Origin of the sequence: Burkholderia sp. BCC0397 (genome assembly GCF_902832865.1) — a bacterium.
GTDB lineage: Bacteria > Pseudomonadota > Gammaproteobacteria > Burkholderiales > Burkholderiaceae > Burkholderia.
Map to the genome: position 1 here is coordinate 165,110 of NZ_CADFDL010000004.1, position 20,542 is coordinate 185,651.

Annotated in this window: 19 protein-coding genes; 13 read left to right on the forward strand and 6 right to left on the reverse strand. The window is 68.9% G+C overall.

Annotated elements, in window-relative coordinates; genetic code table 11:
* Positions 1–45 precede the first annotated feature (45 nt).
* The 11 genes from HWX03_RS14870 to HWX03_RS14920 all read left to right on the forward strand — a co-directional run bounded on the left by HWX03_RS14870 (position 46) and on the right by HWX03_RS14920 (position 12,534).
* Complete coding sequence (locus tag HWX03_RS14870) at positions 46–792, forward strand: flagellar hook assembly protein FlgD (RefSeq protein ID WP_175871709.1); 747 nt, start codon at positions 46–48, stop codon at positions 790–792.
* Positions 793–819: 27 nt separating this feature from the next.
* Positions 820–2,061, forward strand: coding sequence for a flagellar hook protein FlgE (flgE, locus tag HWX03_RS14875; protein ID WP_175871710.1), 1,242 nt, complete (start codon positions 820–822; stop codon positions 2,059–2,061).
* Positions 2,062–2,080: 19 nt separating this feature from the next.
* Positions 2,081–2,839, forward strand: a complete 759-nt coding sequence (flgF, locus tag HWX03_RS14880) for a flagellar basal-body rod protein FlgF (RefSeq protein WP_175822953.1) — start codon at positions 2,081–2,083, stop codon at positions 2,837–2,839.
* A gap of 34 nt (positions 2,840–2,873) precedes the next feature.
* Positions 2,874–3,662, forward strand: a complete 789-nt coding sequence (gene flgG, locus HWX03_RS14885; protein ID WP_174390313.1) for a flagellar basal-body rod protein FlgG — start codon at positions 2,874–2,876, stop codon at positions 3,660–3,662.
* Positions 3,663–3,683: 21 nt separating this feature from the next.
* The gene (gene flgH / locus HWX03_RS14890; RefSeq protein ID WP_175822952.1) at positions 3,684–4,373 is read left to right on the forward strand and encodes a flagellar basal body L-ring protein FlgH; all 690 of its coding nucleotides are present in this window, start codon (positions 3,684–3,686) and stop codon (positions 4,371–4,373) included.
* A gap of 5 nt (positions 4,374–4,378) precedes the next feature.
* A complete protein-coding gene (locus HWX03_RS14895; protein ID WP_279612228.1) occupies positions 4,379–5,557 on the forward strand; it encodes a flagellar basal body P-ring protein FlgI in 1,179 nt (392 codons plus the stop codon).
* Positions 5,558–6,541: a flagellar assembly peptidoglycan hydrolase FlgJ gene (gene flgJ, locus HWX03_RS14900; RefSeq protein WP_175871711.1), complete on the forward strand. Its 984-nt coding sequence runs from the start codon at positions 5,558–5,560 to the stop codon at positions 6,539–6,541.
* Between the two features lie 221 nt (positions 6,542–6,762).
* Positions 6,763–7,518: a flagellar brake protein gene (locus tag HWX03_RS14905; protein WP_174390310.1), complete on the forward strand. Its 756-nt coding sequence runs from the start codon at positions 6,763–6,765 to the stop codon at positions 7,516–7,518.
* 194 nt (positions 7,519–7,712) lie between these two features.
* Positions 7,713–9,695 carry a flagellar hook-associated protein FlgK gene (gene flgK / locus HWX03_RS14910; RefSeq protein ID WP_174433300.1) on the forward strand — a complete coding sequence of 661 codons (1,983 nt, stop codon included), beginning with the start codon at positions 7,713–7,715 and terminating at the stop codon, positions 9,693–9,695.
* A gap of 22 nt (positions 9,696–9,717) precedes the next feature.
* On the forward strand, positions 9,718–10,959 hold the full coding sequence (flgL, locus tag HWX03_RS14915; protein WP_175871712.1) for a flagellar hook-associated protein FlgL: 1,242 nt from the start codon (positions 9,718–9,720) through the stop codon (positions 10,957–10,959).
* Positions 10,960–11,226: 267 nt separating this feature from the next.
* Positions 11,227–12,534 (forward strand): solute carrier family 23 protein, encoded by a 1,308-nt coding sequence (locus HWX03_RS14920; protein WP_175871713.1) that lies wholly within the window; start codon positions 11,227–11,229, stop codon positions 12,532–12,534.
* Positions 12,535–12,583: 49 nt separating this feature from the next.
* Here HWX03_RS14920 and HWX03_RS14925 read toward each other — a convergent pair whose 3' ends face one another.
* From HWX03_RS14925 to HWX03_RS14950, 6 genes are all read right to left on the reverse strand, one after another.
* Positions 12,584–13,171: a hypothetical protein gene (locus HWX03_RS14925; RefSeq protein ID WP_175871714.1), complete on the reverse strand. Its 588-nt coding sequence runs from the start codon at positions 13,169–13,171 to the stop codon at positions 12,584–12,586.
* An 83-nt stretch (positions 13,172–13,254) separates the two neighbouring features.
* Positions 13,255–13,758, reverse strand: coding sequence for a spore coat U domain-containing protein (locus HWX03_RS14930; protein WP_244132646.1), 504 nt, complete (start codon positions 13,756–13,758; stop codon positions 13,255–13,257).
* The gene (locus tag HWX03_RS14935) at positions 13,755–16,046 is read right to left on the reverse strand and encodes a fimbria/pilus outer membrane usher protein (RefSeq protein ID WP_244132647.1); all 2,292 of its coding nucleotides are present in this window, start codon (positions 16,044–16,046) and stop codon (positions 13,755–13,757) included. The genes HWX03_RS14930 and HWX03_RS14935 overlap by 4 nt, the downstream gene beginning before the upstream one ends.
* Positions 16,047–16,071: 25 nt before the next feature.
* Positions 16,072–16,824 carry a molecular chaperone gene (locus tag HWX03_RS14940; protein WP_175822942.1) on the reverse strand — a complete coding sequence of 251 codons (753 nt, stop codon included), beginning with the start codon at positions 16,822–16,824 and terminating at the stop codon, positions 16,072–16,074.
* Between the two features lie 97 nt (positions 16,825–16,921).
* The gene (locus HWX03_RS14945; protein ID WP_174433306.1) at positions 16,922–17,428 is read right to left on the reverse strand and encodes a spore coat U domain-containing protein; all 507 of its coding nucleotides are present in this window, start codon (positions 17,426–17,428) and stop codon (positions 16,922–16,924) included.
* Between the two features lie 885 nt (positions 17,429–18,313).
* Positions 18,314–19,198, reverse strand: a complete 885-nt coding sequence (locus HWX03_RS14950) for a transcriptional regulator GcvA (RefSeq protein WP_175871715.1) — start codon at positions 19,196–19,198, stop codon at positions 18,314–18,316.
* Positions 19,199–19,294: 96 nt separating this feature from the next.
* Between HWX03_RS14950 and HWX03_RS14955 the strand changes: the two genes are divergently transcribed.
* Both HWX03_RS14955 and HWX03_RS14960 read left to right on the forward strand, forming a co-directional pair.
* Entirely contained in the window at positions 19,295–19,981 is a 687-nt protein-coding gene (locus tag HWX03_RS14955) for a chromate transporter (RefSeq protein WP_175871716.1), read from the forward strand.
* Positions 19,978–20,505, forward strand: coding sequence for a chromate transporter (locus tag HWX03_RS14960; RefSeq protein ID WP_175871717.1), 528 nt, complete (start codon positions 19,978–19,980; stop codon positions 20,503–20,505). Before HWX03_RS14955 ends, HWX03_RS14960 begins: the two co-directional genes overlap by 4 nt.
* Positions 20,506–20,542: the final 37 nt, after the last annotated feature.

Genomic DNA, 20,542 nt, shown 5'->3' on the forward strand with positions numbered 1-20,542 from the left:
CACCGACCTCACAGACCCGACAGTTTCGACAGAAGGCCACCCAGGATGACTTCCTCCAGCACGACGATCGGCAGCAACGGCACGAACGTGTCGACCCTGCCGACCGACACGATGAATACCAACAACGTGTCGTCGACCAAAGGCACGTCGGCGAGCGACCTCCAGGCGACGTTCCTGAAGCTGCTCGTCACGCAGCTGCAGAACCAGGATCCGACGAGCCCGGTCGACAGCTCGCAGATGACGTCGCAGCTCGCGCAGATCAACACGGTGAGCGGCATCGCGCAGCTGAACACGTCGCTGACGTCGCTGTCGACGCAGCTCACGGCCGGCCAGCAGACGCAGGCGGCGCTGCTGATCGGCACGAATGTGCTCGCGCCGGGCAACGCGGTCGCGGTGAAGAGCGGCGCGGCGTCGCCGTTCGGCGTGTCGCTCGCGAGCGACGTGTCGAACCTGACGATCACCGTGAAGAACAGCTCGGGCGTCGTCGTCAACACGATCAACGCGGGCAAGCAGTCGGCCGGCACGGTGCCGTTCAACTGGACGCCGACCGACGCGGCCGGCAACGCGTTGCCGGACGGCGCGTACACGGTCAGCGCGCAGTACGCCGGCACCGACGGCAAGGCCTACGCGCCGACCGTGCTGGCAGCCGCCACGGTGCAGAGCGTGGTCAAGCAGGCGGACGGCACCGCGGGGCTCGTGCTGTCGAACGGCACGACGGTGGGGCTCACCCAGGTTGCGTCGATCTTCCCGAACACCAAGTCGTCCACGTCCGGCGACACCACCACCAACTGATCGAGTTTTCTCGTAACGGAGACCGAAATGGGTTATCAACAGGGTCTGAGCGGCCTCGCCGGCGCATCGAACGCGCTCGACGTGATCGGCAACAACATCGCGAACGCGAACACGGTCGGCTTCAAGTCGAGCACCGCGCAGTTCGCCGACATGTACGCGAACTCGGTCGCGACGTCGGTCAACACGCAGATCGGCATCGGCACGTCGCTGAACTCGGTGCAGCAGCAGTTCGGCCAGGGCACGATCAATACGACGAACTCGTCGCTCGACGTCGCGATCAACGGCAACGGCTTCTTCCAGATGTCGAACAACGGCGTGACGACGTACTCGCGCGACGGCACGTTCCAGCGCGACAAGAACGGCTTCATCGTCGACTCGCAGGGCCGTAACCTGATGGGCTACGCGGCCAACGCGGGCGGCGTGATCAACACCGCGCAGACCGTGCCGCTGCAGGCGCCGACCAACAACATCGCGCCGACCGCGACGACCAAGATCACCGGCCAGTTCAACCTGAACTCGCAGGACACGGTGCCCGCCAAGACGCCGTTCAGCGCGACCGACAACACGACCTACAACTACTCGACGGCGATCCAGGTGTACGACTCGCTCGGCGGTTCGCAGCCGGTCAACATGTACTTCGTGAAGTCGGCGGCCGGCACGTGGGAAGCGTACGCGGGCGTCCAGGGCGGCGCGACGACCGATCTCGGCACGATCACGTTCGATACGTCGGGCGCGATCAAGAGCACGACGACGGGCACGCCGGCCGCGCCGACCGCGTCGCTCGGCCAGTTTCAGTTCACGGTGCCGAACACCGACGGCTCGGCGACGCCGCAATCGCTCACGCTCGACCTGACCGGCACGACGCAGTACGGCGGCAAGGACGGCGTGAACAACCTCGCGCAGAACGGCTACGCGAGCGGCACGCTCACCACCTATTCGATCGGCGCCGACGGCAAGCTGACCGGCAACTACTCGAACGGCCAGACCGCCGTGCTCGGCCTGATCGCGCTCGCGAACTTCAACAACCCGAACGGGCTGGTGAACCTCGGCGGCAACCAGTACGCGGAATCCTCCGCGTCGGGCGTGCCGCAGGTGTCGGCGCCGGGCAGCACGAATCACGGCACGCTGCAGGGCAGCGCGCTCGAGAACTCGAACGTCGACCTCACGTCGCAGCTCGTCAACCTGATCACCGCGCAGCGCAACTACCAGGCGAACGCGCAGACGATCAAGACGCAGCAGACCGTCGATCAGACGCTCATCAACCTGTAAGCGCGGATAACCGGCAGCCATGGACCGACTGATCTATACGGCGATGACGGGCGCGTCGCAGTCGCTCGACCAGCAGGCGGTGGTCGCGAACAACCTCGCGAACGCGTCGACGACGGGCTTTCGCGCGCAGCTCGCGACGTATCGCGCGGTGCCGATGAATTTCGGCGACGGCAGCAACATCGACCCGACGACGACGCGCACCTACGTGCTCGCGTCCACGCCCGGCGCCGATTACGCGCCGGGTCCGATCACGCGCACCGGCAATCCGCTCGACGTCGCCGTGCAGGGCGCGGGCTGGCTGTCGGTGCAGACGGCCGACGGCAGCGAGGCGTACACGCGCGCCGGCAACCTGCATGTCGACGAGAACGGCCAGCTCGTCAACGCGAGCAACCTGCCGGTGGTCGGCAACGGCGGCCCGATCTCGGTGCCGCCGAACGCGGAAGTGACGATCGGCAAGGACGGCACGGTGTCCGCGCTGATGCCGGGCGACCCGCCGACGGCGGTCGCGATCGTCGACCAGATGAAGCTCGTCAATCCCGATCCGGCCACGCTCACGCGCGGCAACGACGGGTTGTTCCGCACCGCCGACGGCAATCCGGCCGACGTCGATCCGAACGTGGTCGTCACGCCGAATTCGCTCGAAGGCAGCAACGTGAACCCGGTGACCGCGATGGTCGCGATGATCGACAACGCGCGCGCATTCCAGCTTCAGTCGAAGCTGATCCAGACGGCCGACCAGAACGAGCAGACGGCGAACCAGCTGCTCAACTTCAGCTGAGCGCCCGCGCCAGCTTACGCAGGAGAATCGACAAATGAATCGTTCGCTCTACATCGCCGCGACCGGCATGAATGCGCAGCAGGCGCAGATGGACGTGATTTCGAACAACCTCGCGAACACCAGCACGAACGGCTTCAAGGCGTCGCGCGCGGTGTTCGAGGATCTGCTGTACCAGACCATCCGCCAGCCCGGCGCGAACTCGACGCAGCAGACCGAGCTGCCGTCGGGCCTGCAGCTCGGCACCGGCGTGCAGCAGGTCGCGACCGAGCGCCTGTACACGCAGGGCGGCCTCACGCAGACCGGCAACTCGAAGGACGTCGCGATCAACGGCGCGGGCTTCTTCCAGGTGCTGATGCCGGACGGCACCAACGCGTACACGCGCGACGGCTCGTTCCAGACCAACGCGCAGGGCCAGCTCGTCACGTCGAGCGGCTACCAGATCCTGCCGGCGATCACGGTGCCGCAGAACGCGCAGTCGCTGACGATCGGCAAGGACGGCGTCGTGTCGGTCACGCAGCCGGGCTCGAGCAACGCGGTCCAGATCGGCTCGCTGCAGATCGCGACCTTCATCAACCCGACCGGCCTCGAGGCGAAGGGCGAGAACCTGTTCGCGGAAACGACGTCGTCGGGCGCGCCGAACGTGTCGCAGCCGGGGCTGAACGGCGCGGGCGTGCTCAACCAGGGCTACGTCGAGGCGTCGAACGTGAACGTCGTGCAGGAACTCGTCAACATGATCCAGACGCAGCGTGCCTACGAGATCAACAGCAAGGCCGTGACGACGTCCGACCAGATGCTGCAGACCGTCACGCAGATGAAGAGCTAACCGGAACGTCCCGTCGTCGCCATGAAGCAGGTTCGCCTCCCCTCGTCAGCCACCGTCCGCGCCGCCTGCGCGGTCGCGGTGGCGGCGCTCGCCGGTTGCGCGCAGATTCCGCGCGATCCGATCATCCAGCAGCCGATGACGGCGCAGCCGCCGACGCCGATGTCGATGCAGGCGCCCGGTTCGATCTACAACCCCGGCTACGCGGGGCGGCCGCTGTTCGAGGATCAGCGGCCGCGCAACATCGGCGACATCCTGACGATCATGATCGCGGAGAACATCAACGCGACCAAGTCGTCGGGCGCGAACACGAACCGGCAGGGCAACACCGACTTCAACGTGCCGACGGCCGGCTTCCTCGGCGGGCTGTTCGCGAAGGCGAATCTGTCGGCGACCGGCGCGAACAAGTTCGCGGCCACCGGCGGCGCGAGCGCGGCGAACACGTTCAACGGCACGATCACGGTGACCGTCACCAACGTGCTGCCGAACGGCAACCTCGTGGTCAGCGGCGAGAAGCAGATGCTGATCAACCAGGGCAACGAATTCGTGCGCTTCTCGGGGGTCGTCAACCCGAACACGATCTCGGGCGCGAACTCGGTCTATTCGACGCAGGTCGCCGACGCGAAGATCGAATACTCGTCGAAGGGCTACATCAACGAAGCCGAGACGATGGGCTGGCTGCAGCGCTTCTTCCTCAACATCGCGCCGTGGTGATGACGATGCGCAAGCCCCTTTTCCACCGTCTATCGTTGCGTGCGCATGCAATCGTGCGGCTCGCCGCCATGCTGGCGCTCGCCGCCTGCGCGTTCGGCACGGCGCCCGCGCATGCGGAACGCCTGAAGGATCTCGCGCAGATCCAGGGCGTGCGCGACAACCCGCTGATCGGCTATGGCCTCGTCGTCGGCCTCGACGGCACGGGCGACCAGACGATGCAGACGCCGTTTACGACGCAGACGCTCGCGAACATGCTCGCGAACCTCGGCATCTCGATCAACAACGGTTCGGCCAACGGCGGCCCGTCGTCGCTGAACAACATGCAGCTGAAGAACGTCGCGGCCGTGATGGTGACGGCCACGCTGCCGCCGTTCGCGCGGCCCGGCGAGGCGCTCGACGTGACCGTGTCGTCGCTCGGCAATGCGAAGAGCCTGCGCGGCGGCACGCTGCTGCTCACGCCGCTGAAGGGCGCGGACGGCCAGGTATACGCGCTCGCGCAGGGCAACATGGCGGTCGGCGGCGCGGGCGCCAGCGCGAACGGCAGCCGCGTGCAGGTGAACCAGCTCGCGGCCGGCCGCATCGTCGGCGGCGCGATCGTCGAGCGCGCGGTGCCGAACGCGATCGCGCAGATGAACGGCGTGCTGCAACTGCAACTGAACGACATGGACTACGGCACCGCGCAACGCATCGTGTCCGCGGTCAACTCGAGCTTCGGCCCGGGCACCGCGACGGCGCTCGACGGCCGCACGATCCAGCTCGCGGCGCCGGCCGATTCGGCGCAGCAGGTCGCGTTCATGGCGCGGCTGCAGAACCTCGACGTGAGCCCGGACAAGGCCGCGGCGAAGGTGATCCTGAACGCGCGCACCGGCTCGATCGTGATGAACCAGATGGTCACGCTGCAAAGCTGCGCGGTCGCGCACGGCAACCTGTCGGTGGTCGTCAACACGCAGCCGGTGGTGTCGCAGCCGGGGCCGTTCTCGAACGGGCAGACGGTGGTCGCGCAGCAGTCGCAGATCCAGCTGAAGCAGGACAACGGCGCGCTGAAGATGGTGACGGCCGGCGCGAATCTCGCCGACGTCGTGAAGGCGCTGAACACGCTCGGCGCGACGCCCGCGGACCTGATGTCGATCCTGCAGGCGATGAAGGCGGCCGGCGCGCTGCGCGCCGACCTGGAGGTGATCTAAATGGCGGCGAACCTTCCGAACGCGAACGACCTCACGCAGCGCTTCGCGCTCGACGTGCAGGGTTTCGATGCGCTGCGCGCGCAGGCGAAGCAGTCGCCGCAGGCCGGCGCGAAGGCGGTGGCCGGCCAGTTCGACGCGATGTTCACGCAGATGATGCTCAAGAGCATGCGCGACGCGTCGCCCGACGGCGGGCTGTTCGATTCGCACACGTCGAAGATGTACACGTCGATGCTCGACCAGCAGCTCGCGCAGCAGATGTCGACGCGCGGGATCGGCGTCGCCGACGCGCTGATGAAGCAGTTGCTGCGCAATGCGGGCGGCGGCGCGGGCGGCGACACGGCGGCCGACGTCGGTGCAGGCGGCATGGGCGCAGGCGGCCTCGGCACGGCCGGCAACGAAGGCAGCCTCGCCGCGATGAACGCGATGGCGAAGGCCTATGCGAACGCGGCGAACAACGGCGGGCTCGCCGGCGCGCGCGGCTACTCGGCCGGCAGCGCGCTGACGCCGCCGCTGAAGGGCGCGAGCGGCGTGCAGGACGCGGACGCGTTCGTCGATCGCCTCGCGGCCCCCGCGCAGGCGGCCAGTGCGACGACCGGCATCCCGGCGCGTTTCATCGTCGGCCAGGCCGCGCTCGAATCGGGCTGGGGCAAGCGCGAGATCCGCGCGGCCGACGGCTCGAGCAGCTACAACGTGTTCGGCATCAAGGCGAACAAGGGCTGGACGGGCCGCACCGTATCGGCGCTGACCACCGAATACGTGAACGGCACGCCGCGCCGTGTGGTCGCGAAGTTCCGCGCGTACGACTCGTACGAGCACGCGATGACCGATTACGCGAACCTGCTGAAGAACAATCCGCGCTACGCGGGCGTGCTGAGCGCGAGCCGCAGCGTCGAAGGCTTCGCGCACGGCATGCAGAAGGCCGGCTACGCAACCGACCCGAATTACGCGAAGAAGCTGATCTCGATCATGCAGCAGATCGGCTGACGGGCTCCACCCGCCACCGGTTCATCCCCCCTTCGGACCGCGCCCGGCACCCCGCCGCGCGCGGTTTCAACGTTTGCGCGAAATAAATCGCCGTTTCGATCTAAACTTTCGGTCAGCACTGCCGCTAAGTGTGAGAGACCTGCGACCGGGCCCCCGTTCTGGCCCGGTTTTATTGCGCACCGGTTGCCCCGGGCGCCCATGACAAGAAAGACCGGCTAGCCATGAATATCGAAACGTCGACGGACCCCAGCCTGGATGCAGGCCACTCCGGGCCCGACTATGCCCGCCGCAATCCGCTGGAAATCGGCGTGCAGCTGCGCAACCTGGTGAATCGCGGCGATTTCCTGACCGTCCAGTACCCGGGCGGCCAGCTCGTCACGCGGCTGCTCGAGGTCGATGTCGGCGCACGGACGTTCACGTTCGACTGGGGCGCGCTGTCCGAGCAGAACGCCGGCATCCTCGGCGCGTCGCACTGCACGTTCGCGGCCGCGCCGGAGGGCGTGCGGGTCGAATTCACCACGGGCACGCCGCGCGAGACGCGCTACGAGGGGCTGCCCGCGTTCGTCGCCGATTTCCCCGACGTGCTGGTCTGCATCCAGCGCCGCGAATATTTCCGCGTCGATGCGCCGATCGTCGATCCGTTTCTGTGCCGCGGCAAGCTGCCGGACGGCGAAGGCTTCCTGTTCGAGGTGCACAACCTGTCGCTCGGCGGCGTGGGGCTGCGCACGGCCGACGAGCGCGTCGAGGCGCTCGAGGTCGGCACGCTGCTGCCGGACGTCGAGCTCGAGCTGACCGGCCACGGCAAGCTGTCGCTCGACCTGCAACTGGTGTCGCAGCGTTCGACGCAGCTGCCGAACGGGTCGCGGCGCTACCAGCTCGGCTTTCGCTACATGTCGCTGCCGGGCAGCGCGGAGAACACGTTGCAGCGGCTGATCACGCAGCTCGAAATGAAGCGCCGCTCGCTCGCGCGGGCCTGACGCGCACCCGGCTGGCGGCTCCCGCACGGGCCGCCCGCAAAGCAGCGCCGGCGCACCTGCCGGCCGCTTAGACCGGCGACGCACGCCCGTGTGCCGCGCGTGCATTTTTTCCTCAATTTTTTCGATCCGCGGCCGTTATACCGGGAGTCACGCAACCCGGCGGCCGCAGCGCGGCCGGCTCATCAGGATCGCGCATGTCCAACACACTCATGAACCTCGGCGTCAGCGGCCTGAATGCCGCGCTCTGGGGCCTCACGACGACCGGCCAGAACATCAGCAACGCCGCGACGCCCGGCTATTCGGTCGAGCGGCCGGTCTATGCGGAAACGAGCGGCCAGTACACGAGCAGCGGTTACATGCCGCAGGGCGTGAGCACCGTCACCGTGCAGCGCCAGTACAGCCAGCACCTGAGCGACCAGCTGAACACCGCGCAGACGCAGGGCGGCGCGCTGTCGACGTGGTACACGCTCGTCGCGCAGCTGAACAACTACATCGGCAGCCCGACGGCGGGGATCTCGACCGGGATCACGAGCTACTTCACCGGGCTGCAGAACGTCGCGAACAACGCGTCCGACCCGTCGGTGCGGCAGACCGCGATCAGCAACGCGCAGACGCTGGCCAACCAGATCAACGCGGCCGGCCAGCAGTACGACGCGCTGCGCCAGAGCGTGAACACGCAGCTCACCAGCACCGTGTCGCAGATCAACACGTACACCGCGCAGATCGCGCAGCTGAACCAGCAGATCGGGGCGGCGAACAGCCAGGGGCAGCCGCCGAACCAGCTGATGGACCAGCGCGACCTCGCGGTGTCGAACCTGTCGGGCCTCGCCGGCATCCAGGTCGTGCGCAACGACAGCGGCTACAGCGTGTTCCTGTCGGGCGGCCAGCCGCTCGTCGTCGCGGACAAGAGCTATCACCTCGCGACCGTCACGTCGCCGTCGGACCCGAGCGAGCTGACCGTCGTGTCGCAGGGGATCGCCGGCGCGAACCCGCAGGGGCCGAACCAGGCGCTGCCCGATTCGTCGCTGTCGGGCGGCACGCTCGGCGGCCTGCTCGCGTTCCGCAGCCAGACGCTCGACCCTGCGCAGGCCCAGCTCGGCGCGATCGCGACCAGCTTCGCCGCGCAGGTCAACGCGCAGAACGCGCTCGGCATCGACCTGTCGGGCAACAAGGGCGGCAACCTGTTCACGACGCCGTCGCCGACCGTGTACTCGGACCAGGGCAATACCGGCAACGCGTCGCTGTCCGTGTCGTTCGCGAACGCGTCGCAGCCGACGACGAGCGACTACACGCTGTCGTACGATGGCACGAACTACACGCTGACCGACCGCGCGAGCGGCGCGGTGGTCGACCAGAAGTCGGGGCCGATGCCGGTCTCGCTCGGCGGGCTGAATTTCTCGACGCCGTCCGGCTCGATGAACGCCGGCGACAAGTTCACCGTGCTGCCGACGCGCGGCGCGCTGAACGGCTTCGGTCTCGCGACGACGAGCGCGTCGGCGATCGCGGCTGCGTCGCCGGCCGTCACGTCGGCGGCGAGCACTAACACCGGCACGGGCAAGATCGCGCTGGGCGGCGTGACCGCGGGCTACCAGGTGCCGACGACCAAGCTGACCTACGACGCGACGGCGAAGACGCTGACGGGCTTCCCGGTCGGCACCACGGTGACGATCGGCACCACGCCGCCGACGTCGGTCACGATCAACAACCCGACGGACACCGTCCCGTACGACCCGGCGGCCGGCGCGACGATGGCGATGTCGGGGACGGCCGCGGGCGCGCTCAACGGCGTGAGCGTCACGCTGTCCGGCGCACCGGCGACCGGCGACTCGTTCACGATCGGGCCGTACGCGGGCGGCACCAGCGACGGTTCCAATGCGCTCGCGCTGTCGAAGCTGGTCAATGCCAAGGCGCTCGGCAACGGCACGGCGACGCTCACGGGCGCGTATGCGAGCTACGTGAACGGCATCGGCAACATGACGACCCAGCTGAAATCGTCGAGCGCCGCGCAGACCGGGCTGATCGGCCAGATCACCGAGGCGCAGCAGTCGGTGTCGGGCGTGAACCAGAACGAGGAAGCGGCCAACCTGATGCAGTACCAGCAGCTTTACCAGGCGAACGCGAAGGTGATCCAGACGGCGGCGACGCTGTTCCAGACCGTGCTGGGCCTGTTCAACTGACCGGATTCGAGGGATAGAAGCGATGCGGATTTCCAGCGCCCAGTTCTTCCAGCTGAACGTTTCACAAATGAACGACCAGCAGGCCCAGCTCGCGCAGCTGTATCAGCAGATCGGGAGCGGCGTGAGCCTGCAGACGGCGGCCGACAACCCGGCCGGCGCGGCGCAGGCCGTGCAGCTGTCGATGACGTCGGCGACGCTGTCGCAGTACGCGACCAACCAGAACGCGGCGCTTGCGTCGCTGCAGGCCGAGGACCAGACGCTGCAGAGCGTCAGCGGCGTGCTGACGGGCGCGCAGTCGCTGCTCGTGCGCGCCGGCGACGGTTCGCTGGCCGACAGCGACCGCTCGGCGCTCGCGACGCAGCTGCAGGGATACCGCGACCAGTTGATGACGCTCGCGAACACCAACGACGGCGCGGGCAATTACCTGTTCGCCGGCACGAAGAATTCGGCGGCGCCGTTCTCGACGACGCCGAGCGGCAGCGTCGCCTACGTCGGCGACACGGGGACGCGCCAGGTGCAGATCGCCGATTCGAGCACCGTGTCGCAGGGCGACCCGGGCGCGGCCGTCTTCATGTCGGTGCAGGCGATCGGCAGCTCGCCGGTGCCGTCGGCCGGCGCGGGCAACACGGGCACCGGCACGATCGGCACGGTCACGGTGACGAACCCGTCGATCGCGACGAACGGCCATCAGTATTCGATCAAGTTCGGCGGCACGGCCGCCGCACCGACCTACACGGTGACCGACAACTCGGCCAGCCCGCCGACCACCACGCCGGCGCAGGCCTATTCGGCGGGCTCGGCGATCTCGCTCGGCGGCGGGATGACGGTGCCCGTGTCGGGCACGCCGGCCGCGGGCGACACGTTCGCGGTCTCGCCCGCGCCGCAGGCGAGCGGCGGCTCCGACGTGTTCTCGACGCTCGACGCGATGATCTCGGCGCTGCAGACGCCCGTGACGGGCAATGCGGTGGCGGGCGCGGCGCTGAAGAACGCGCTGATGACGGGCTCGATCAAGCTCGGCAACACGATGCGCAACGTGACGACGATCCAGGCATCGGTCGGCGGCCGCGAGCAGGAAATCAAGGCGATGCAGGCCGTCAACCAGACGGCGGCGCTGCAGACGACCAGCAACCTGTCGGACCTGACCAGCACCAACATGGTCACGACGATCAGCCAGTACCTGCAGGTGCAGAACGCGCTGACCGGCGCGCAGAAGGCCTACGTGCAACTGCAGAACATGTCGCTGTTCCAGTACATCAATCCTTGATGCACGGCGCGCCGGTGGCGATGTGAGCGCACGCTTGCGTCGCCGCCGGCGCGATCCGCCTCCCGCGTGCCCTGCGCGGGCGGCCGTTTCGCCGGGCCGCGCGGCCGCGCACCGGTTCGCGCACGCGGCACACGCCGTCGCACGCCTGGCGGCCCCGCGAGTCAGGCCGCTTGCCAGCCCCATTCCCGCTCCGTAAACTCGCGCCAGATTCCAGACCGGCGCATCCTTGGCAGCCGGCGACCGACGACCGACAGGAGCGCTTTCCCCATGTCCGATTCCTACTTCCCGCGCTGGCGGGTCCAATCGACCGGCGCGACCGCGCGCGTGGTCGGCCCCGACGAGCGCCTCGCGTGGCCGCAGATGGTCGCGATGGGCGTGCAGCACGTCGTCGCGATGTTCGGTTCGACCGTGCTCGCGCCGCTGCTGATGGGCTTCGACCCGAACCTGTGCATCTTCATGTCGGGCATCGGCACGCTGCTGTTCTTCGTGCTGGTCGGCGGCCGGGTGCCGAGCTATCTCGGCTCGAGCTTCGCGTTCATCGGCCTCGTGATCGCGGTGACGGGCTACGGCGGCAGCGGCCCGAACCCGAACATTCCGGTCGCGCTCGGCGGGATCGTCGCGTGCGGCGTCGTGTACGTGGCGCTCGGCGCGCTGGTGCAGGCGATCGGCACGCGCTGGATCGAGACGCTGATGCCGCCGGTCGTGACCGGCGCGGTGGTCGCGGTGATCGGGCTGAACCTCGCGCCGATCGCGGTCAAGGGCGTGTCGGGCTCGACCTTCGAATCGGTGATGGCGCTCGTCACGGTGCTGTGCGTCGGCGGCGTCGCGGTGTTCGCGCGCGGGATGATGCAGCGCCTCCTGATCCTCGTCGGGCTCGTGATCGCGTACGTGATCTACGCGATCGCGACCAACGGAATGGGCCTCGGCAAGCCGATCGATTTCGCGATCGTCGCGCAGGCCGCGTGGTTCGGCGTACCGGGCTTCCGCGCGCCGGTGTTCGATCCGCACGCGATGCTGATGCTCGCGCCGATCGCGGTGATCCTGGTCGCGGAGAACCTCGGCCACATCAAGGCCGTCAGCGCGATGACGGGCACCAACCTCGACCGCTACGTCGGCCGCGCGTTCATCGGCGACGGGCTCGCGACGATCGTGTCGGGCAGCGTCGGCGGCACGGGCGTGACCACTTACGCGGAGAACATCGGCGTGATGGCCGTCACGCGGATTTATTCGACGCTGGTGTTCGCGGTCGCCGCGCTGATCGCGATCGGGCTTGGCTTCTCGCCGAAGTTCGGCGCGGTGATCCAGACGATCCCGGGCCCCGTGCTCGGCGGCGTGTCGATCGTCGTGTTCGGGCTGATCGCGGTGACGGGCGCGCGAATCTGGGTCATCAACAAGGTCGACTTCTCCGACAACCGCAACCTGATCGTCGCGGCGGTCACGCTGGTGCTCGGCGCCGGCGACTTCTCGCTGAAGATCGGCGGTTTCGGGCTCGGCGGGATCGGCACCGCGACCTTCGGCGCGATCATCCTGTACGCGATCCTGCGCAAGGAGAAGGAACCGGGGCCGGTGGTGTGAGCGGCGCCGTGGCGCATGGCCGCGGGAACGGGAACGGGCAGGGCGGACATCACGGGTTCGGCTGCACCGAAAACGTGAGCGGCCACGCAAAGGTCCCGTCCTTCGCCTTCGGCGCGAACACGAAACGATAGGTCAGCGTGAAGGTCGTGTTCAGCGCCGTATAGGGCACGACGATCGTGCCGCCCGTCGCCGGCAGCACGACCTTGCCGCCGAATCCGCTGATCTCGATCGAACTGAACAGCGCCTGGCTGGCGGCGGCCACCTGCACCCGCACCGTGTACCCGGCCCGGTCGTTGGTCTGGATCGCGAGCGTCGTCCCCGTGGTGTTGTTGACGTTCGGCACGGCCACGTAGCCGGTGCTCGTGTCCTTGTTCGCGATCATGAGCTTGGCCGGATAGGCCGCCTTGAGCCGCGCATACGCCTGCACCGTCGCACCGACCTGCACCGACCGGCTGGCCTGCTTCGCATCGGTAGGGCCGGGCGCCGCGCCGAGCAGTGCGATCGATAGCGCGGCGATGGCCGCAAGCAGCCCGCGCGCGCGGCGGGCGGTCCGCTGCGGGGCGACAGACGCCGCGCGGGTCGGCCCGCGGCGGCCGCACCGTGCTGCGGCGGCGCTCGCTGTCTCGGTTCGATTCATGGTATGCCCCCGTTGTCCAAGTCCGTGGTGGCGATCGACGGCGGTACGTGCCACGCACCGCTGCCACCGCACCGGGTCGTTGCCTAGTAGTTGAACAGGATCGTGATGTTGCTGTCCGCGTATCCGCCCGGCACGACGTTCTGGCCGCCGCGGATCAGCCCGTACACGGTTGCGCTGAAGGTGCCGGCGCCCGAGATCTTGCCCCACGAAATCGCCGACGTGCCGCTCGTGCCGTCGCCCCAGATCGACGTGTGCGCGCTGTCGAGATACAGGTTGTAGCCCAGCGTCTGGGTGCCGCCGGTCCGCGTCATCAGGCGGTTCGCGAAGGTGCCGCCGCCCGCGCTCGCCGTGATCGTCGGCGTCGCGTTGCCGCTGCCGGAGCAGCTGATCGAGATCGTGGCGGCGGAGGTGGCGGCGTTGAGCGTGTCGTACGTGCCGAACGCCATCGACGACGGCGCATTCATCGTGCAGGTCGTCGCCGCGCGCGCGGGCAGGGCGACCAGCATGACCGCACCGGCCGCGAGCGCCGCGGCGGCGCGAAGGCGCGCGAGCCGGACCGGTCGCCCGGCATGCTTGCGATGTCTCATGGTGTGACTCCCTTGCAAAGATGGGTGCCCAGGTCCGGCAGCGGGTCGTCGCCGGCGGGAAAGCGCACGGTCACGTCGCACTGCCGGTCGCGCCACGCCGCATGCAGCTGGTTTTGCTCCGACAGTCCGGTCAAGTAGACGACGCCGTCGCGGCCGACCGGAAATGCGTCCTTCTGTCCTGCGATCGTGACGATCGCGCCGGCCGGCAGGTGCGCGCCGTTCTCGAGATCGAGCGTGAGCATCGCGCCGCGCGAGCGCGTGATCGGAAACGCGAGCGCCATGCCGCTGCGGAAGTAGGGCACCGCGTCGAGCTTCAGCGTGCCGATCGTCGCGTCGAACGGCAGGTCGGCCTGCTCGATCGAGATCGGGTTGCTTTCATACGCACGCAGCCGCGGCAGCAGCGCGACGCCGCTCGCGTCGGTGTGCGCGACGATCTGGTTGTCCGCGAGGATGCCGACGTTGGCGAAGCCCGGCACCTTGACCAGCGCGAAGCTGTCGGTGATCTGCCGCGACAGGCGCGCGGTGCCGTCGACGAACGCGACGCCGCCCGCGACGTTGGCACGCACGCCGGCGCGGCCGCGATACGCCGCCGCCTCGACGCTGTAGGTGCCGGTGCGCGTCTGCAGCGTCGCGCTCGCGTCCTGCGTGTCGTTGCCGGCCTGCAGCGAGTAGCCGAAGCCTTCGCCGACCGGCAGGCTGCGCTGCAGTTGCGCGAGCACTTCGGTGGCGCCCTGCTGGTGCGTCATCGTGACGGACGCGCTCGTGCGGTTGTCGACCGGTATCGTCCATGCGACGCCGACCAGCGTCGCGCCCGAGCCGCCCAGCGGCTTGCTGACGCTGATGTTGGCGAAGCCGAAGCGGCCGAGCTGCGCGCTGTAGCTCAGCGACAGCAACTGGGTCTTGTAGCCGCCGCGATTGTCGAGGAACACGTGCGCGAGCCCGAGCGAGCCGAAGCGGCCCATCCCGATGCCGAGGTTGACGCTCGTCAGCAGCTTCGGCGCGGGCGTGCCCGGCTCGAGCCCGATCTGCGCGAAATGCGGCGTGGCCCATTGCGCGTGCGCGCCGATCTCGACGAAGCCGGACTGGCTTTCGATACCCATCGTCGCGAGCGCGCCCGGGCCATTGGCGCTGCGGCTCACCGCCGCGGACGCGTTGACGACGCCGAGCGGCCCGGCCAGCATCACGCCGCCGACGCCGAGGTTCTGCCGGGACCCTTCGGCTTCGGCATGGATCTCGCCGGTGAACCGGTCGGTCATGCCGATCCGGTGCGTCGCGCTGGCGAACCAGCGCCCGTAGTCGTTGCTCGCGAGGCCGAAATCCCGCCGCTCCTTGCCGAGTTCGTACGAGAAGTCCTGCATGCCTTGCTTGAGCAGATTCGCGCTCGCATAGAACGACTGGGTGATCACCTGCTCGCGTCCCATCACGTCGCGCACCACGACGCGCACGTCGCCCTGGCCGGTCACCACGGGCACGTTGTTGATCGCGAACGGGCCGGGCGCGACGTCGCGCGACGACGTGAGTGCATTGTTGACGTAGACGTCGACGGTGGACGGCAGCACGGCCTGTCCGCTCACGCCCTGCAGCGGAATCGTGACGAGCCCGGGCTGCGTCGAGAAATTGGTCGCGTACTGGATGCCGCCGAAGCGGATCGCGCGGCCCCACATGCCGGGGCGGCTGATCGCGTCGCCGAAGCGCAGGCTGGCGAGCTTGTCGGGCCGATCGGTTGTCCAGGTGGTTTCGAGGCGCGTCAGGCGCCGCGTCGGGCCCGATTCGTCGGCGAGGAACGTGCCGACGCCGACGCCGAAGCGGTTGAAGAAGCCGAGCTCGAACAGGCCCGAGCCGTGCGTCTGACCTGCAGCCTGCTCCGCGAGCAGGTCGTAGTTGAAGAAGCCGCCGATGCCCGGCGCGACCGCGGGCGCGCGGCGCCGGTCGGTCTCGTCGAAGGTCGCGCCGACGAATGCCTGGGCCGGGACGCTGATCGCCATCGTCAGGCCCGACTCGTCGACGGTGTACGTGAGCCCCGCAATCGCCTTCAGCGGATAGAACGGGGTGTCGTTGCCGGCCAGCGGCGGGACGTCCGGCTGCCTGAGCCGCCAGCGTTTCAGGTCGTCGGCCGACACGTAGAACGCGCCGTCGGCCGCCTTGATCAGCAGCGCGGTTTCGTCGAGCCCCTGCCGGTTGATGTCGACCTGGTACAGCAGCTCGGCCGGGCCGCCCGCCGCGCCATGCGCCGCGACCGCCGGGGCCGTGACCAGGCGTTCTTCCGCGAGGGTGGTCTGCGCGCTCATGAGAATCGCGATCAGGAGCGCCGCGTTAGCGGGCGCTCGGCGCGACCGTCGAGTCGATGTCGCCCGCATCGGAGTAGCCGACCAGATGCAATCCGGAAGCAACGGCCGGCGCGGTTGCGGCGCCGGGCTTGAACATCAGTTCCCGCGACTGGCCCGGCAGCACGTACGCGAATTCCGCATGCGTGGCGACGGGACGGTCGCTGCCCGGCGCGAACAGCGCGAGGTTCGCGACCTGCGCATGCGCGGTGCCGTCGTTGGTCACGCGCAGCGCGAGCAGGCCCGCGCCGCCCGGGCGCGGCTCCGCGCTCCAGCGCAACCGCGGGGCGGTGTCGGTGGCCGGCTTGACGAAGATCGGCAGGCTCATTTCGAGCGCGATCTGCACGCCGGCGAAGCCCGGCTTCGGCGCGGGCGGAATCTCTTGCAGATAGAGCCGGTAGCCGGTTTCCCGATCGGCGGCCGGTGCGTGCCGCAGGCCGATTCGCACGACCTGCGAGCCGCCGGGCGCGATCGTGAAGATGGGCGGCGCGGCAATCAGGTCGCCGGTGGACGCGTAGACGTCGTCGCCGGCGTTCTGCGACCACGCCACGGTGCGCAGCTGGACGATCACCGGCTGGTCGGGCGACTCGTTCCTGACCATGAGCGCGACGCTGCGCTGCGCGGCGGAGAGCTCGACGCGAACGGGAGATACGGTGAAGTCGGTGGCCCGGCTGTCGACGCAGGCGGCGGCGAGCGTCACGGCCGCGATCCAGGTCGCGAGTTTGCACACGTTCGGTTTCATGACAGATCCACCTCCAGGAGATTCGCTTCGCCACGCGCGGCGGCGGCCGGTCGGGAGGGCGCGCGCATGCGGGATGCGACGAGCCCTCCGCGCGGCACTAAAACGTCACGGTGACCGTCACCGTGTCGGCGTAGCTGCCCGGCACCGCATTGGGCTGGTCGGGCACCTTGCCGTAGACGGTCTTGGTGATCGCCTGGGCCATCGCCATGCCGGCGCCCGTGCCCGTGACGGTGTCGGTCGGCGGCGTGTTGCCCCAGACGACCGTGCGGCTCGAATCCTGGTACAGCGAGTAGTTGAGCTGGTTCGAGCCGCTCGTCATGACGCGGTTGGCAACCGTGGCGCCGGACGTGGTGCCCGCATTCAGGCCGATGTTGAAATTCGTGCCGTTCGTGCAGCGGACCGTGATCGCCGACTGTGCCGATTGATCGCCGGTGCCCGGCGTATAGGCGGGGAAGGTCATCGCGCCCGCCGAGTCGATCAGGCAGGTTGCGTTGACGGTGGCGGACACGCCGAACGTCGTGGAGGTCTGGCCGGCCGATGCCGCGACGGCGGCGCAGGCGAGCGATGCGGCAAGTGCCGCGTGGGTCAATACGGACTGCTTCATGATGGGTTTCTCCCCTTGAAAGCTGACTGTGCAGCCGGTGCGACGAGAGGGTCATTCGGGACGGAATCCCGATCGTCCGGATGCGCGATGGATCTTCTGGATGCGTCGGAATCGGTTCGCTTGCTGGGTGGGCACCTCCTGTGTGTCGGTATGCGGAATCGGACCGGTGCGAAGCTCGGGCATGCGCACCCCGGCCGCGGCGCGGCGCATACGACGTCCGTCGCGGCCGGCGCCGCCCGCGCATGGGTCGGTCGCCGGCGGCGATGCCCGCGCGAAGGGCGCGGCTCGTCGTGGCGCGTATGCGCCCGGCAGGGGGGCTTTCCGGGGTTCGCCTATCGAATCGGGGCGTCGTGACGTCGGGTGACGGGGTGGACCGTGTTCGCGCATCGGGCGTCGACGGTGCGCAGTCGCGCCGTCGGCATCCACGGATGCGTAACAGGAGCAGTGATGCAGGACAGCAGCCGTGTGACGGCCGATATGAGTGTCAACATGATTTCCCCGACCCGCTTGATGTTTTGTTTGTGTCTGCATCGAGCCGCTTGCCCGTGCAGTCGTCGTTGTCTGCACGGCTGCATCAGCAAGCAACGGGCCAGCACGCGGACGGCCGCGCGCACCGGGGCTGAGCGGTAGCTGCGTGCCGTCATGCAGCGCCGGGGCGGCGCAAATGTTTCAGGTGCGATACATGAGGCGGCGGGGGCGGTCGGGGGGGAATCAGGTCTGGCGCGCAATGGCCGGAATGGCCGTGCAAGCGCAGTGTCGAGCGGTGGCGATTCCGCAGGAGAAACGCACACGCTGCGCGCGGATCGGTTTCACTTTTGCATCGCGTGCGGGGGCGGGCGGCGCGGCATCGCCGCCGTGTCGATCAGGTATCGAAGGCGCGGCGCGTCATGCGTTCGCATTGGCCTGCGCTTCGAGCCACGCGCAAAACTGCGCGACGAGCGGATCGTCGGCCGGCGCGCCCGGCGTGATCCACCAGTAGCTGCGCGTCGCGATGCGCGGCCCGTCGAGCGGCATCACCAGGCGCCCGCTCGCGAGTTCGTCGTCGATCAGCGGTAGCGGGCCGAGCGCGACGCCCAGCCCGTCGACGGCCGCCTGCAGCGCCAGATAGAAATGGTCGAACGACTGCCGCTTGCGGCCCTTCATCGCGACGCCGGCCGCCGCGAACCAGTCGCGCCAGCCTTCCGGCCGCGTATCCGAATGCAGCAGCACATGTCGCGCGAGATCGTCCGCGCGGGTGATCGGCGTGCGCTTGAGCAGCGCCGGGCTGCACACCGGAATCACGCTTTCGTCGAGGAAGTGGCCGCTCGTGCAGGTCGGCCAGCGGCCAGGGCCGCGGCGGATCGCGACGTCGAAGCCGTCCAGCGTGTCGAGCGGCGCATTCGACGTCGACAGTTTCAGCTCGACGTTCGGCACGTCGCGCTGGAACCGCGACAGGCGCGGCAGCAGCCATTTCATCGCGAAGGTCGGCAGCGCATTGATGCGCAGCACGCGCGCCGCGCCGGTGTGGCGCAACTGCTCGGTCGCGTGCGCGATGCTGTCGAACGCCGCGCGCACCGTGTCCAGATAGCGGCGGCCTTCGTCGGTGAGCTTCACGCGCTTGCCGTAGCGGTGGAACACCGGCTTGCCGAGCCACGCCTCGAACCCGGCGATCTGCCGGCTGATGGCACCGTGAGTCACATGCAGCTCGTCGCCGGCGGCGCTGAAGCTTTCATGTCGTGCCGCGGCTTCAAAGGCCCGAAGCGCGGAAAAGGGCGGGAGATCGCGTGCCATGCTTGTGATTCTAGATCACAAGGGCGCGCCGATAAAATCGTTTTGCCGGAATCCTGAACGGCGGTAACCTCGGTTCACCGTTTGATGAGGAGCCCCATGCAATCCGCTGTTCCGCCTGCCTCCCCGCCGCCTGCCGCGTCCTCCCGCAGCGTCGGCCTCGCCGAGTTGTTCACCGGTTTCCTGTCGCTCGGCCTGATGTCGTTCGGCGGCGCATTGCCGTTCGCGCGGCGCACGATCGTCGACGAGCGCAAGTGGCTCTCCGCCGACGAATTCACCGATCTGCTCGGCCTGTGCCAGTTCCTGCCGGGCGGCAACGTGATCAACCTGTCGGTCGCCGTCGGTATGCGCTTTCGCGGCGTCGCCGGTGCGTTCGCCGGCATTCTCGGGTTGATCGCCGGCCCGACGCTGGTCGTCGTCGCGCTCGGCGTGCTGTATGCGAAGACCCAGAGCGATCCGCGCGTGCAGCACCTGTTCGCGGGGCTCGCCGCGGCGGCGGCCGGCCTGCTCGTCGCGATGGCCGTGAAGGTCGCAAAGCCGCTGCTTCGGGCGCCGCGCACGGCGGCGGCGATTGCGGTGGTCGCGTTCGTCGCGATCGCGGTGCTGCGCATGCCGCTGCTGACCACGATGCTCGTGCTGACGCCCGTCAGCATCTGGCTCGCGTCGCGCCGCCGCGACGCGGGCACGCCGCGGCCGGCGCCGGCTGACGCGCCCCACTCGCCCCACTCGCCCCACTCGCCCCACTCGCCCGATTCGCCTCACTCGCAACAGGAGGGCCGGCCATGAGCGATACGCTGATCGCCATCGCGACGATCTTCGGCCAACTATCGCTGCTCGCGTTCGGCGGCGGCAACACGATCCTGCCGGAGATGCAGCGGCAGGTCGTCGACGTGCATCACTGGATGAGCGCGCACGAGTTCACCGCGCTGTTCGCGCTGGCCCAGGCGGCGCCGGGGCCGAACATGATGATCGTGTCGCTGGTCGGCTGGCACGTGGCCGGCTGGGCCGGGCTGCTCGTCGCGTCGCTCGCGAAGTTCGGGCCGTCGTCGATCGTCACCGTGCTCGCGCTGCATGCGTGGGAGCGTTTTCGCGACCGGCCGTGGCGCCGCTACGTGCAGCAGGGGATGATGCCGGTGACGGCCGGGCTCGTCGCGGCAAGCGCGGTGCTGATTTCCGAGGCGTCGAACCGCACCGCGATCCAGTGGGGCATCACGGCCGCGTGCGCGGTGCTGGCGTGGCGCACGCGCATCCATCCGCTGTGGCTGCTCGCGGGCGGCGCGCTGATCGGGCTCACGGGCATCGGGCAGTGATCGGCGCGTCGTGCCGCCGGCCATTGTCCGCGGCGGT

Excerpts from the sequence above, each read along its gene's own strand:
- HWX03_RS14870 (WP_175871709.1), top strand. The coding sequence starts at position 46 with ATGACTTCCTCCAGCACGACGATCGGCAGCAACGGCACGAACGTGTCG.
- flgE (WP_175871710.1), top strand. The coding sequence starts at position 820 with ATGGGTTATCAACAGGGTCTGAGCGGCCTCGCCGGCGCATCGAACGCG.
- flgF (WP_175822953.1), top strand. The coding sequence starts at position 2,081 with ATGGACCGACTGATCTATACGGCGATGACGGGCGCGTCGCAGTCGCTC.
- flgG (WP_174390313.1), top strand. The coding sequence starts at position 2,874 with ATGAATCGTTCGCTCTACATCGCCGCGACCGGCATGAATGCGCAGCAG.
- flgH (WP_175822952.1), top strand. The coding sequence starts at position 3,684 with ATGAAGCAGGTTCGCCTCCCCTCGTCAGCCACCGTCCGCGCCGCCTGC.
- HWX03_RS14895 (WP_279612228.1), top strand. The coding sequence starts at position 4,379 with ATGCGCAAGCCCCTTTTCCACCGTCTATCGTTGCGTGCGCATGCAATC.
- flgJ (WP_175871711.1), top strand. The coding sequence starts at position 5,558 with ATGGCGGCGAACCTTCCGAACGCGAACGACCTCACGCAGCGCTTCGCG.
- HWX03_RS14905 (WP_174390310.1), top strand. The coding sequence starts at position 6,763 with ATGAATATCGAAACGTCGACGGACCCCAGCCTGGATGCAGGCCACTCC.
- flgK (WP_174433300.1), top strand. The coding sequence starts at position 7,713 with ATGTCCAACACACTCATGAACCTCGGCGTCAGCGGCCTGAATGCCGCG.
- flgL (WP_175871712.1), top strand. The coding sequence starts at position 9,718 with ATGCGGATTTCCAGCGCCCAGTTCTTCCAGCTGAACGTTTCACAAATG.
- HWX03_RS14920 (WP_175871713.1), top strand. The coding sequence starts at position 11,227 with ATGTCCGATTCCTACTTCCCGCGCTGGCGGGTCCAATCGACCGGCGCG.
- HWX03_RS14925 (WP_175871714.1), bottom strand. The coding sequence starts at position 13,171 with ATGAATCGAACCGAGACAGCGAGCGCCGCCGCAGCACGGTGCGGCCGC.
- HWX03_RS14930 (WP_244132646.1), bottom strand. The coding sequence starts at position 13,758 with ATGAGACATCGCAAGCATGCCGGGCGACCGGTCCGGCTCGCGCGCCTT.
- HWX03_RS14935 (WP_244132647.1), bottom strand. The coding sequence starts at position 16,046 with ATGAGCGCGCAGACCACCCTCGCGGAAGAACGCCTGGTCACGGCCCCG.
- HWX03_RS14940 (WP_175822942.1), bottom strand. The coding sequence starts at position 16,824 with ATGAAACCGAACGTGTGCAAACTCGCGACCTGGATCGCGGCCGTGACG.
- HWX03_RS14945 (WP_174433306.1), bottom strand. The coding sequence starts at position 17,428 with ATGAAGCAGTCCGTATTGACCCACGCGGCACTTGCCGCATCGCTCGCC.
- HWX03_RS14950 (WP_175871715.1), bottom strand. The coding sequence starts at position 19,198 with ATGGCACGCGATCTCCCGCCCTTTTCCGCGCTTCGGGCCTTTGAAGCC.
- HWX03_RS14955 (WP_175871716.1), top strand. The coding sequence starts at position 19,295 with ATGCAATCCGCTGTTCCGCCTGCCTCCCCGCCGCCTGCCGCGTCCTCC.
- HWX03_RS14960 (WP_175871717.1), top strand. The coding sequence starts at position 19,978 with ATGAGCGATACGCTGATCGCCATCGCGACGATCTTCGGCCAACTATCG.